Origin of the sequence: Xanthobacter agilis (assembly GCF_021730435.1) — a bacterium.
In the GTDB taxonomy this organism is placed as follows: domain Bacteria; phylum Pseudomonadota; class Alphaproteobacteria; order Rhizobiales; family Xanthobacteraceae; genus Xanthobacter; species Xanthobacter agilis.
Genome location: NZ_JABWGX010000011.1, coordinates 1 through 12,056, shown reverse-complemented (window position 1 = coordinate 12,056; position 12,056 = coordinate 1). Strand labels below are relative to the sequence as shown.

At 69.1% G+C, this 12,056-nt stretch carries 14 protein-coding genes and 1 other RNA gene; 11 read left to right on the top strand and 4 right to left on the bottom strand.

Annotated features, from left to right (window positions below; all coding sequences use genetic code 11):
* Position 1: 1 nt before the first annotated feature.
* The gene (locus HUW53_RS09755; RefSeq protein ID WP_237345566.1) at positions 2–1,099 is read right to left on the bottom strand and encodes an efflux RND transporter periplasmic adaptor subunit; all 1,098 of its coding nucleotides are present in this window, start codon (positions 1,097–1,099) and stop codon (positions 2–4) included.
* 34 nt (positions 1,100–1,133) lie between these two features.
* Positions 1,134–1,337 carry a YgaP family membrane protein gene (locus HUW53_RS09750; protein WP_237345565.1) on the bottom strand — a complete coding sequence of 68 codons (204 nt, stop codon included), beginning with the start codon at positions 1,335–1,337 and terminating at the stop codon, positions 1,134–1,136.
* Between the two features lie 90 nt (positions 1,338–1,427).
* Between HUW53_RS09750 and HUW53_RS09745 the strand changes: the two genes are divergently transcribed.
* Together HUW53_RS09745 and HUW53_RS09740 are read left to right on the top strand one after the other, a co-directional pair.
* Positions 1,428–1,739: an ArsR/SmtB family transcription factor gene (locus tag HUW53_RS09745; protein WP_237345564.1), complete on the top strand. Its 312-nt coding sequence runs from the start codon at positions 1,428–1,430 to the stop codon at positions 1,737–1,739.
* A 64-nt stretch (positions 1,740–1,803) separates the two neighbouring features.
* Positions 1,804–2,064 carry an HTH-like domain-containing protein gene (locus HUW53_RS09740; protein ID WP_237345563.1) on the top strand — a complete coding sequence of 87 codons (261 nt, stop codon included), beginning with the start codon at positions 1,804–1,806 and terminating at the stop codon, positions 2,062–2,064.
* A gap of 45 nt (positions 2,065–2,109) precedes the next feature.
* Here the strand turns inward: HUW53_RS09740 and HUW53_RS09735 are convergent, their stop codons facing one another.
* Entirely contained in the window at positions 2,110–2,631 is a 522-nt protein-coding gene (locus HUW53_RS09735; protein WP_237345562.1) for a DUF2244 domain-containing protein, read from the bottom strand.
* Between the two features lie 220 nt (positions 2,632–2,851).
* Here HUW53_RS09735 and nth point away from each other — a divergent pair, with 220 nt between their 5' ends.
* The 3 genes from nth (at position 2,852) to HUW53_RS09720 (ending at position 5,482) form a co-directional block, all read left to right on the top strand.
* Complete coding sequence (gene nth, locus HUW53_RS09730; RefSeq protein ID WP_419836125.1) at positions 2,852–3,652, top strand: endonuclease III; 801 nt, start codon at positions 2,852–2,854, stop codon at positions 3,650–3,652.
* A gap of 216 nt (positions 3,653–3,868) precedes the next feature.
* The gene (locus tag HUW53_RS09725) at positions 3,869–4,543 is read left to right on the top strand and encodes a DUF2087 domain-containing protein (RefSeq protein ID WP_307500080.1); all 675 of its coding nucleotides are present in this window, start codon (positions 3,869–3,871) and stop codon (positions 4,541–4,543) included.
* 36 nt (positions 4,544–4,579) lie between these two features.
* Entirely contained in the window at positions 4,580–5,482 is a 903-nt protein-coding gene (locus HUW53_RS09720) for an alpha/beta fold hydrolase (RefSeq protein WP_237345561.1), read from the top strand.
* 12 nt (positions 5,483–5,494) lie between these two features.
* Here the strand turns inward: HUW53_RS09720 and aroB are convergent, their stop codons facing one another.
* Entirely contained in the window at positions 5,495–7,231 is a 1,737-nt protein-coding gene (gene aroB, locus HUW53_RS09715) for a 3-dehydroquinate synthase (protein ID WP_237345657.1), read from the bottom strand.
* Positions 7,232–7,491: 260 nt separating this feature from the next.
* On the opposite strand from aroB, the gene HUW53_RS09710 reads away from it, so the two are divergent.
* From HUW53_RS09710 to HUW53_RS09685, 6 genes are all read left to right on the top strand, one after another.
* Positions 7,492–7,635 carry a hypothetical protein gene (locus HUW53_RS09710; protein WP_237345560.1) on the top strand — a complete coding sequence of 48 codons (144 nt, stop codon included), beginning with the start codon at positions 7,492–7,494 and terminating at the stop codon, positions 7,633–7,635.
* Positions 7,632–8,579, top strand: coding sequence for a site-specific tyrosine recombinase XerD (locus tag HUW53_RS09705; RefSeq protein ID WP_237345559.1), 948 nt, complete (start codon positions 7,632–7,634; stop codon positions 8,577–8,579). Before HUW53_RS09710 ends, HUW53_RS09705 begins: the two co-directional genes overlap by 4 nt.
* Positions 8,580–8,634: 55 nt before the next feature.
* Positions 8,635–9,009: a transfer-messenger RNA gene (gene ssrA / locus HUW53_RS09700) on the top strand.
* 139 nt (positions 9,010–9,148) lie between these two features.
* Complete coding sequence (locus HUW53_RS09695) at positions 9,149–9,754, top strand: SspB family protein (protein ID WP_237345558.1); 606 nt, start codon at positions 9,149–9,151, stop codon at positions 9,752–9,754.
* A gap of 479 nt (positions 9,755–10,233) precedes the next feature.
* A complete protein-coding gene (locus tag HUW53_RS09690; RefSeq protein WP_237345557.1) occupies positions 10,234–11,505 on the top strand; it encodes a flavin monoamine oxidase family protein in 1,272 nt (423 codons plus the stop codon).
* Positions 11,498–12,034 (top strand): dihydrofolate reductase, encoded by a 537-nt coding sequence (locus HUW53_RS09685; RefSeq protein WP_237345556.1) that lies wholly within the window; start codon positions 11,498–11,500, stop codon positions 12,032–12,034. Before HUW53_RS09690 ends, HUW53_RS09685 begins: the two co-directional genes overlap by 8 nt.
* The last annotated feature ends 22 nt before the right edge of the window (positions 12,035–12,056 follow it).

The window sequence follows — 12,056 nt, the reverse complement described above, 5'->3', positions numbered from 1 at the left end:
CTCACGGCATCACCACCTTGTCGCCGTCGGCAAGGCCGGTAAGGACCTCCACCCGCGCCTTGCCGCCATCGGCGAAGCGCTCGCCGAGCACCACCGCCACATCCAGCGGCCCTTGAGGGGTTATCAGGCGCACATAGTCCACGCCATGGCGGGTGGTCACCGCCTCCGGCGGCACCGCCAGCACCGCGCGGCGGCTGATCTCGATCCACACCAAGGTGCGCTCATTGACGAAATAATCGCCGAGCCCGGCCACGTCCACGTCGGCCATGACCCGGCCGCCGGTGATCTCGGGATAGACCTTTACGATGCGCCCGTCCCGCGCGGTGGCGAGGCCGCCGGCCTTGTCCGGGGAGATACCCCGCGCGCCGATGCGCACCAGCCCGCCTTCGCGGATGTCCGCCGCATGGCGTTCGGGCAGGGAAAGGCGAAGGTAATATTGCCCGGAGGCGATGCGGGCGATCTCGTCTCCGGCCAGCACCACCGAGCCGGGCGTGACCGGCACGGTGAGCACGCGCCCGTCGGCGGGGGCGAGCACGGTGCCCTCGCGCTCGCGCTGCACCACCACGGCGCGGTCGGCCTCGGCGGCGGCCACCTGGTTGGCGGCGACGTCGAACTGCGTCTTGGCGGTGTCCACCCGACTCTGACTGGCGAAGCCCTTGGCGAGCAACTGCTGGGCGCGGTCGAGCTCGGTGCGGGCGTTCTCGAGCTGGGAATTCAGCTCCTTGATCTTGGCGTCGGCCGCGTTGAGGGTGAGGGCGAGCTTGTCGTCCACCACCAAGGCGATCTCGTCGCCCTTCCTGACCTCGCTGCCCTCGGTGACCTTCACCTCGTGCACGGTGCCGCCGATGCGGGCGCGGGCGGGCACCACGGTGCGGCTTTCCACCTCGCCGAACACGCCCTTCATCTCCGGGATATCCTGGCGGCGAACCGGGAACGGGGCTCTTTCCGTCGGGCCGGCGGTCACCTGCGGCGCGGGTGGCACGGGCTGGGCCCCGGCGGGGGTGAGGGGGCCGGCAAGCGTGACGCCGCAGAGCGCCAGGGCGAGCAACGGCGCGCGGAACGGCGCGGGGAGGGCGCGGAGAGTGGCAGCAGACATCATGTTCCATTCCGGGCGGCCGGCGCCGCCCCTGTGCTCAGGAGAAGGCGCAGCCGACCTTGAGGCCGAGCTTCTTGAAAATCAGGGCCGCCGGGCAGAAGCCGGTGACCGCGGCCTGCATGAGATTGACGCCCACGAAAGCGGTGAGCCACAGCCAGTAGGGCGAAACGAACACGCCGAGGGCCAGGGATAAAAGCACCATGAACCCGGCAAACATCATGACGGCACGATCCACCGACATTATCCTATCTCCCGATTGCGCGCGGGGCAGCCTGTTTGCCCCGCGTCCGTCGGGTTGCAGATAACATTCAAAAGTTATAAATTCAAGATCATGAATGTAGTTGATATGATCCCGGCCTCCGAAAAGGCGGCGGAACTGATGCGGTCCCTGTCGCATCCCCAGCGCCTTCTGGTGCTGTGCGCGCTGGGCGGCGCGGAAAAATCGGTGGCGCAATTGCGCGAGGAGTTGGGCATCGACCAGGTGCCCATGTCGCAGCAACTCATGCGCCTGCGGGCGGACGGCCTTGTCTTCGCGCGCCGCGAAGGCACCAGCGTCTTCTACCGCATCGCCCGCCCGGAGGTGATCCAGGTGGTTGAAGCCCTGCATGGGGCGTTTTGCGGGAAGGCGGGGGCGGGGTGTTGAGAGTTGTGATATAAAGCTCTAAAATCAAAGTACTTATCTCCACATTCCAAGTATATGATGAAGAATGTCTTCCGATTGCGGGGCTAATAATGGGTGGGGCGACGGCGTTTGGCTGTTCAAGGCTCTGGCGGCGGCGCCGCGCAATGGATGCATGGAGGAACTGCATATCCAGATCATTAAGCATGCAGATGAGCTTGTGAACCTTTCTGGACGGGAGTTCTGTGAAGCCCTTGGTATTGGTGTCTCGTTTGGAACGGAGTTCGCAAAGATGCGCAAGATCGCGCCGCGTTTGCGATCCGCAGGGCCTGATGTGTCCAAACTTTAATTCGAATATCGGTGGTATGTGCCCTATCTTGAGCGGCAGGTCAGTTTACCCCCGGCTATGCCCTCTCCTCACCACCCCAATCGCCGCCCCCAGTTCCTCCGCCAGCCGTCCTTTCTCCTCCGGTCCCAAGAAGCTGCCCACCGCGATGTGCCGCGCCCCGCTCACCAGGGCGACCTCCTGGGTGCCGAAGTCTTCGTCGTCGCGGCGGAACAGGCGGGTCCAGAAGGGGTTGAGGCGCTCGGTGCGGGTGGGGCCGCGGGCGGGCGCGTGGCGCACCTCGATCAGGGTGGTGGTGATGGTGATGTGCTCGCGGGCCCGCGCCCCGGCATAGCTGGCGCGGAACGCCAGATAGAGCAGCAGCACATCGAGCCCGAAGAAGCCGAACACCGGCCACGCCCCCAGCGTCAGGAACAGCGTGCCGGCGCCGAAACTCACCAGCGCCATGGCGCCCATCACCACCCGGAAGCCGGTGGGCGACAGGGAGCGGTGGGGCGCGAGCGTCACCGCATAGACGAGGGGGTCGTCCGTGTCCGGTCGGTTCGGCGCGGGAGCGGTGGCATTGCTCATGAAGCGGCAGTATAGGGGAAAAATGCCGCGAAAACCGCAAGCCCCGCGCCCGCCCCGCGCCGCCGCCCCCAAGGGCCTGGATGTCGAGCCCCGTGATGTCGGGTCCCGTGATGTCGGGCCCCTGGAGCCGGAGGTCTTTGATCCGCAGGCCATCGACCCGCTCGCGGACCTTATTTCGCCGCCGCGCGGCGCCAAGAGTGCCGCTAAGGCCAAGAGCACGATTAAGTCCAAGAGTGCCACCAAGGCCAAAAGCGCCGCGCAGCCACCGGTCAAAGGCGGCGCCAAGGGGGCCGCGCGCCCGGTTCCCGCCGCCCCGGTTCCGCCGCCCCGCCGCAACAAGGCGGTGGCCAATGCGGCGGCCGCCGTCCATGGCAAGACCGTCGCAGCCTGGAGCGACGAGGAGATCGTCGAGGCCTTCTCCCGCTTTGAGGCGCAGAATCCCGAACCCAAGGGCGAGCTGGACCATACCGATCCCTACACCCTGCTGGTGGCGGTGGTGCTCTCCGCCCAGGCCACCGACGTGGGGGTGAACAAGGCCACCAAGGGCCTGTTCGCCGCCGCTTCCACCCCGGCCGCCATGGTGGCGCTGGGGGAGGAGCAGGTGGCGCATTATATCCGCACCCTCGGCCTCTATAAGAACAAGGCGAAGAACGTGGTGGAGCTCTCCCGCCTGCTGCTGGAGCGCCACCATGGGGAGGTGCCGCGCGACCGCGAGGCGCTGGAGGCGCTGCCGGGGGTCGGCCGCAAGACCGCCAATGTGGTGTTGAACATCGCCTTCGGCGTGCCCACCATCGCCGTGGACACCCATCTGTTCCGGGTCGCCAACCGCACCGGCCTTGCCCCCGGCGCGACCCCGCTCGCGGTGGAGGAGGGCCTTGAGGCGCGCATTCCCGATCGCTTCAAGCTGCACGCCCACCATTGGCTGATCCTGCACGGGCGCTACATCTGCAAAGCCCGAGCGCCCGAATGCGGGCGCTGCCTCATCGCCGATCTGTGCCGTTGGCCGGAGAAGAACTTTTGAGCCATGGCCGGACATCCCGCCCGCGCCGCGCTTGAGCTTTGCGCGTGGGTGGGCTAAGCGGAGACAGGGTCCGCAGTTCACCCAGGCGTCACCGCCCCGCGAGGGGAGCTAAACCTGCAGCTTTCGCCTTCGACCGACAGCTTATCCCGCGCCGCGTCGCAAGCCGGTGACCATCGACATCCGCATTCGGAAACGGCGCATCGTCGAGGATAAGTCATGTCCAGACCGGTCTTTGCCTTCGCGGCGGACGACATTTCCGCCCTGGCCCGCGCGCTGCGCGGCCAGCTCGCCGCCTGCGATCACCTGCCGAGCCATCTCGAAATGCTCAACATGCTGGCGCGCGCCAGCGGGCACCGCAATTTCCAGCACTTCCGCGTGGTCCAGCACTTCCGCGCGCGGGCCGAAGGCGCGGAGGCCACGCCCGCGGCGGCACCCGCACCCGCCGCCGCGCCGGTCGACGACAAGCGCGTGGAGCGGGTGGCGCGCCTGTTCGATCCGCAGGGCCGCCTCACCCGCTGGCCCGGCAAGGAGAGCTGGCGCGCCTTGTGCCTGTGGGCGCTGTGGTCCACCTTGCCGGCGGGTGAAACCTTCACCGAGCGCGAGATCAACACCCGTCTCAACGCGCGTCACCTGTTCACGGACCATGCCCTGCTGCGGCGGGAGATGGCCGACCGCGGCATGGTGTGGCGCACGGCCGACGGACGGGCCTACCGTCGCATCGAGCAGCCGCCGCCGGCCGAGGCGCGGGCGGTAATCCGCCGTCTGGCCTTGCGTCGTCCGCCGCCGCCGGCAACGGTGTCGCACGAAACGGTCGTCCTTGCGCTAAAGAAGGGGCCATGCCTGCCGCTGGGGCGCGTTTCTCCGAATCGCGGACTTGGTGCAGAGTCCTGAAGGGACGCGTCGCGGGCGCGGCGGGGGAGAAAGCGGATGCATCCTGTGGCGAAGGCGGACGAACTGCTGGCCTCGATCCCAAAGCCACGGTTCATCGAGACCCCCCGCGGCGGGCTGTCCTGCGCCATCGGCGGCGAGGGGCCGCCGCTGCTGGCGCTTCATGGGATCATGGGCGGGCTCGACCAGTCATGGTTGCTGGCGCGGGCGTTGCTGCCCCTGTGGCAGGAGCGGCGGATCATCGCGGTGGCGCGTCCCGGTTATCCGGGCACGCCGCTCGCCACCGGCCGCACTGCCGAGGCGCAGGCCCACGCCTATGCCGCGCTGCTGGATGTCCTGGGGCTCAAGACGGTGCAGGTGGCGGCATTCTCGGGCGGCGGCCCTTCGGCCCTGGCGTTCGCGCGCCTTTATCCGGAACGATGCCGCGGCCTCGTTCTCGTCAGCGCCTGCACCGGCCGGCTGGAGACGCAGCCGGCGGCGCTGGCCGGCCTTGAGCGGGCGGGCGTGTTCGCGAGGTTGCCGGGCCTCAATCATGTGCCGGCATGGCTGGTGCGGCACTGGCCCGATACCGCCGCGCGTGGCTTCGTGCCCGATGACCGGCAGCGGGCGCAGGTGCTGGCCGATCCGCAGGCGGGGCCGCTCTTGACCGCGCTCCTGCTCAGTTCATGCCTCGCCATGGGCGATCGCATGCCCGGCACCCTCAACGATGTGGCGGAATTTGCCAATTTGCCGCCGTGCTGCGGCACCGGGATCGCGGCCCCCGTGCTGGCGGTGCATGGCACGGCCGATGGCATCGTGCCGCTCGCGCAAGGGCTGTCGCTGGCGGACCAGATGCCCACGGCGCGGCTGCTGGCGCTCAAAGGCGCGACGCACATGGCCCTGTTCACCCACATCGCCACGGTGCGGCGCGAGGCGGCGTGGATTCTGGATGCGGAGGGCTGAGCGCGCCGGTGTTCAGCGCACCTCGGCCAGGAACGCGCGCACTTCGGCCGGGTCCACGTCCCTGGCGACGAAGGCTTGGCCGATGCCCTTGACCAGGATGAAGGTGAGCGCGCCGCGGCTGACCTTCTTGTCCTGGGAGATGAGGGTCATCAGCCCATCGGTGTCCGGCAGCTCGCCGGGTACGTCGGAAATCTTTGTGGGCAGGCCGGCGGCCTGGAGGTGGTGCACCACCCGCGTCACCTCCTGGCCGGAGCACAGGCCGAGCCGCGCGGAGAAGGCGAACGCCAGCGCCATGCCGATGGCGACGCCCTCGCCGTGGAGCAGACGATCGGAAAAGCCCGCTCCGGCCTCCAGGGCGTGGCCGAAGGTGTGCCCGAGATTGAGCAGGGCCCGATCGCCGGTCTCCTTCTCGTCGCGGGCGACGATGGCCGCCTTGGCGAGGCAGCTTGCCGCCACCGCCTCGATGCGCGCGGGGCCACCGTTGAGCACGCCGGCGAAATCCTTCTCCAGCCACTCGAACAAGGCGTGGTCGCCGATCAGCCCGTATTTCACCACCTCCGCATAGCCGGCCGTGACCTCACGGGCGGGGAGGGTGTCGAGGGCGCCGGTGTCGGCCAGCACCAGCACCGGCTGGTGGAAGGTGCCCACCAGATTCTTGCCCTGGGGCGAGTTGATGCCGGTCTTGCCGCCGACCGAGGAATCCACCTGGGAGAGCAAGGTCGTGGGCGCCTGCACCACGTCCACGCCCCGGCGCAGCACGGAGGCGGAGAAGCCGGCGAGGTCGCCGACCACGCCGCCGCCCAGGGCCAGCACCAGATCGCGCCGCTCGATGCGGGCCGCGATCAGGCCTTCCACCACCTGTTGGAGGCCGGCCCAGCATTTGGTCTTCTCGCCCGGCTCCACCACGATCGCGGTGTGCGCGATGCCGGCGGCGTCCAGGGACGCTTCGACGGTGGCCATGTGGCCGGCTGCCGCGACGTTCCGGTCGGTGACGATGGCCACCCGCGCGCCCTTGCGCAGGGCGGTGACGTGGGTGCCGGTCTCGGTCAGGAGGCCGGGGCCGATGAGGATGTCGTAGGGCCGGCCCGCCAGGTCCACGCGCACGGCACTGCGCTGGGCGCCGGGGGGAACGGACGGGGCAGGCGAAACGGGCATCGTTGAAGGTCCTCGATCTGGAGATGTCAGGTGCCGGCCGAGGGCCGCGACCACCTCGTCCACCACCACGTCATGGGCGACATCACGGGAATCAACCACCACATCGGCGCCGGCGTAGGTGGGGCTGCGATGGCGCAGCAGCGCGGCCAGCTTGGCGGCGGGATCGCCTTGGGCCAGCAGCGGGCGGTCGGTGCGTTTCTTCACGCGGCGGAGCAGGGTGTGGAGATCGGCCCGCAGCCAGATGGAGATGCCGTATTGGGCGACGATGGCGCGGGTCTCCGCGCTCATGAAGGCGCCGCCGCCGGTGGCAAGCACCATGGGGCCCGATTGCAGCAGGCGCGCGACCACGCGCTTTTCGCCCTCGCGGAACTCCGCCTCGCCGCGGCGCGCGAAAATCTCGGGAATGCTCATGCAGGCGGCGCGCTCGATCTCCTCGTCGGCATCGACGAACGGCAGGCCGAGACGCTTGGCGAGCCGGCGGCCGACCGAGGATTTGCCCGCGCCGGGCATGCCCACGAGCACCACCGCGCGCGTGCCGAGCCGTGCCAGAATGTCTTCGGCGGGGAGCTGGCCGTGCGGGCGCACCGTGGTCATGGTCCGGGTGTCCTCTGCTGGCTGCACGATCTTCTGTGTCTGCACCCGAAATGTCCTTGGGCTCCAGCCGTGCCGTCGTCTCCCTCAAGGGGGGCAAGGCCGTTGCGACAGGTGGGGCTTATCCCCTTTCCATCCGACAGCACGGGGCTCTAGCATTGGCCGAAGGGGTCGGCAATGCGGTTGAACACGACGGCCGAGCGTGTCACCTCTTCCCCACAGGCGCGGAGCTGCGGCGATTCGCCGGGGCGGGAGGAGCGACAGTGCCGACTCTCATTCGTCTGATCGTGGTGTTGGGCATCCTGGTGGGGCTTGGCTATGGCGCCCTGTGGGCGCTTGCGAACTGGGTCGAGCCCAAGGAACGCGAGATCACCTTCACGGTGCCGCCGGACCGGATCGGCAAATGAGCGCATCCGGCCCCCTCGCCCTGTTCCTGGACATGCAGGCGGTGGAGCGCGGGGCGAGCCGGCATACGCTGGATGCGTACCGGCGTGACCTCGACGACTTTGCCGCCTTCCTCGGCGCGGGCGCGCCGGCCGATGCCGGCACCGATGCCATCCGCGCCTATCTGGCCGATCTCGACAAGCGCGGCTTCAAGGGCACCACCATCGCGCGGCGCCTGTCGGCCATCCGGCAATTCTACCGCTTCCTGTTCGCCGAGGGTCACCGGGCCGACGATCCGGCGGCGGTGCTCGAAGGGCCGAAGCGGGGCCGCCCCCTGCCCAAGGTGCTCACGGTGGCGGAGGTCAGCCGCCTGATCGAGACCGCGCACGCCCGCGCCGCCGAGGCGCCCGCTTCAGACGACGGCGAGGGCGCCCGCGCCGCGCGGGCGGAGGTTCTGCGGCGGCTGCGAGTGGCGTGCATCGTCGAGCTGCTCTACGCGAGCGGCTTGCGCGTCTCGGAGCTGGTGAGCCTGCCCGCCACCGCCGCGCGGTCGCGGTCCGACGCCATCATGGTGATGGGCAAGGGCCGCAAGGAGCGTCTCGTCCCCCTTTCGACGCCGGCGAAGGCGGCGATGGCCGCTTGGCTGGACGCCCGCAAGGCGGCGGGCCTGGAGGCCGCGCGGTGGCTGTTTCCCTCGTCCGGAGAGAGCGGCCATGTGACACGCCAGCAGGCGGCGCGGGACCTGAAGGAACTGGCGCTGGCGGCGGGCCTCGATCCCGCCAAGCTGTCCCCCCATGTGCTGCGCCATGCCTTCGCCAGCCACCTTTTGGCCCACGGCGCCGACCTGCGCGTGGTGCAAACCCTGCTCGGCCATGCGGATGTTTCCACAACGCAGATCTACACCCATGTGCTGGACGAGCGCCTGAAAGGCATGGTGCGGGATCTCCACCCTCTCTCGGAGGACTGAACCGGAGGTCGCGATGGTAGCATCCCGCGGCTTTGCCCGACTTTGTGGCCCGCGGCCCCTTTCCAGGGGCTGAGGGGACGCTTATATTCCCTGTGCCGGTGCAAACCGGCTATGGCGATAAATGGTAGTCGGAATAAGCCATTCGGACCCGGGGGCGGTACCCGGCGCCTCCACCAAAGCCCGTTGCCTGCTCCTTGAAGATGTGGGGACGCGGGCTCCGGCGGGGGCGAAATAGGATCGACGAGGGTGTAAAGGGCTTTCTTTCGCTCGGCATGGTTCCGCCGTTATCGGGCTAAACTTATAGTTGCGAATGACAACTATGCTACGGTTGCTCAGGCCGCGTGAGCGGTTTGAAAGACCAAATTAAAGTCCTACCGGGTAGCACTGGATAGGCGGGGTTCGGAGGCACCTGGCAACAGAAGCCTCCACTTCCCTCCGGCGCAGCCGGATCGGCGGGAAGGTTGCATCACCGCTCCCGCGCATGACGCTCCCGCATGTGACGCAGCGCCTTTCGGGGAGGTGGCGGTGGAGGGTTGGGTCCGGCTGGGGAACAAGGCTCAAGCGGGCTCATGTCGGTCGATCACATCCGCTACGATCTTCTCGCCCAGGAAGCGCTGCGCTCGGTTGTACGGCGCGTGCTGTTGGACGTGGCCAAGGACGGCCTGCCGGGCGACCATCATTTCTACATCTCTTTCGACACGCGCGCCCCGGGCGTGCGGCTGTCCCAGCGCATGCGGGAAAAGTATCCCGAAGAGATGACCATCGTTTTGCAGCATCAGTTCTGGGACCTGTCGGTCAACGAGGCCGCCTTCGAGGTGGGGTTGTCGTTTGGCGGAATTCCCGAGAAGCTGCTCATCCCCTTTTCCGCCCTGAAGGGCTTCTTCGACCCGTCGGTGAAGTTCGGCCTCCAGTTCGAGCTGGCGGTGCCGGAGAGCGACGACGACGCGGACGGCGAGAGCCTGGACGAGGCGCTGGCCCGTCCCAGCGGCATCAAGCCCGTAGGCGCGCCCACCGTTCTCAAGCAGCCCTCGCGCGGGGCCGCGTCGGAGCCGGCGCTGTCCAGCGCCAACGCGGGCGCCGCGCCGCTTGACGCGGCGGCGGACGAGGCCGCCGCCGCGCCTCCCGCCGGCAGCGCGCAGGTGGTGCAGCTCGACGTTTTCCGAAACAAGAAATAGGGCGCCCCGCGGCGAAGCGCGGACGCGTCGCCGCGGTGCGCCGACGACAAAGCTGCGGCGACGCACGGGCACCCGCTTCCACCGTGGCCATGCCCCACTTTCCCGCAGCCCGAATGAGGGACGTCGATCCTGATCCCGGCCGATCACAGGGCGGTCCTCCTGGGTCCCATCTTCTGGGCACGCTGGGCTATGGCCTCGGATCGGAGGTGCCGTGCATGCCCGGAGCCCTCGTCCGCGAGCGGGCCGGAGCTGTTCGAGGCCACAGGGGCCCAAAGACAGAGCATCGACCGTCGTTCGGGAGGGGCCCTTCGCCACGCCTGCGATCGGCTTCCCGCACGACGGGCTTGCGCGCGCGCAGAGCCTCGGCGGCCGCGCGTTCTTCCCGGTTCGGCTCCGGACCGGGCCCTGTCGAAACATCCGATCCAGGCAGAACAACCTATGGAACAGTCGCTGCCGGTGTCCGTCGCGGGGGCGTTCTCATGACTTGCACGCCGGATGTGGTCGTCATCGGGGCGGGGGCTGCGGGCCTGGCGGCCGGCGTCCGCCTGATGGAGGCGGGGGCTGATTTCCGCGTGCTTGAAGCGGCCTCCGTGAGGGGCGGCCGGGCGGCCACCGACCGCGAGACCCTCGGCGTGCCCTTCGATCTGGGCTGTCACTGGCTGCACGATGCGCGCGCCAATCCCTTTGTCCCCATCGCGCGGGCGCTGGGCTTTGCGTTCGACGATTCCCGTGGCGGCCGGCGGGGGAGTCGGGTGCACCTCGGCGCGCGGTTCGCGACGCCGGACGAGGCGCGGGACGCCGAGGACGCGGTGGAGGCTGCGTTTGAAGCCGTCACTGCCCACGGTCGGGCGGGACACGACGTGGCGGCCAGCGAGGTGCTGCCCGATCTCGGCCGTTGGGAGCCGCTGGCGCGCCATTGGCTGAGCCTGATGTCGGCGGCGCCGCCGGACCGGATTTCCACCCTGGATTTCAGCCTTTATCGCGACACCGAGGACAATTGGCCGGTGCTGGACGGCTATGGCGATCTTGTGCTCGCCCATGCCCGTCATGTTCCGGTGACCCTCAACTGTCCCGTCACCCGCATCGACCACAGCGGCCCGCGCATCGTGATCGAAAGCGGGGAGGGAACGTTGCACTGCCGGATCGTCATCGTTGCCGTCTCCACGGCGGTGGTGGCCAAGGGGCGGCTCAGTTTCTCGCCGGCGCTGCCGCCGCATCTGGGCGAGGCCTTCGCCGCCCTGCCGCTTGGTGTGGCGGAGAAGGTGGCGCTGCTGTTCGACAAGGATGTGTTCGGGGTCGCGCCTCGCACCGGCCTCGATGCATTCGACGAGAGCCGGGCGGAGGCCCTGGCCGTGTCGGCCATCCTCAACCCCGCCGGCGTACCGGCGGCGGTGGTGCACATCGCCGGTCCGGATGCCGGGGCACTGGTGCGCGCCGGCGAAGGCGCGATGGTGGATTTTGCGGCTTCGGCCCTGGGAAGGGCCTTTGGTCCCGATTTGAAGCGTCATGTGCGGCGGGCGCGTGTGAGCCGGTGGTCGGCGCAGCCGTTCATCGGCGGGGCCTATTCCTGCGCGCTACCGGGGGCCGGCGACCTGCGTCACCTCTTGGCCGAGGGGCTCGACGCGCGTATCTTCTTCGCCGGCGAGGCCGTTGGCGGGCCGGCGTTTTCCACAGCTCATGGAGCGCATCTGTCCGGCATTGCCGCGGCTGAGGCCGCTCTCGCGCGCCTGGGACCGTCCTCCCATGACTGACACCTTGTACGATCCTCTGTCGATCCCGCTCGCGGTCATCGTGGCGGTGGCCGCGAATGGAGTCATCGGACGGGCCGGCGCCTTGCCTTGGCACCTGTCCTCGGACCTGAAGCGGTTCCGCGCGCTCACCTGGGGCAAGCCGCTCATCATGGGGCGGCGCACCTTTGAATCCATCGGCAAGCCGCTGCCGGGGCGGGTGTCTGTGGTGTTGAGCGCGGATCCCTCATTCACGGTGCCGGAGGGTGTGGTGAAAGTGCCCGATCTGGTGGCCGCGATCGCTGCGGCGGAGTCGGCCGCGCGCACAATGGGGGCGGGCGAGATCATGGTGATCGGCGGCGCGCGGGTGTTCGCCGAGACCTTGCCCCTGGCGCGGGTGCTGCACCTCACCGAGGTGGACATGCGCCCCGAGGGGGACGTCCATTTCCCGACGTTTGATCGCGCCCCCTGGCGGGAGATCTCTCGCGAGGGGCCGCTGCGCGGGGACCGCGACGATGCGGCCTTCTCCTACGTGACCCTGGAGCGACGTTAGGCGCCGCCGCCCGCGCCATGGT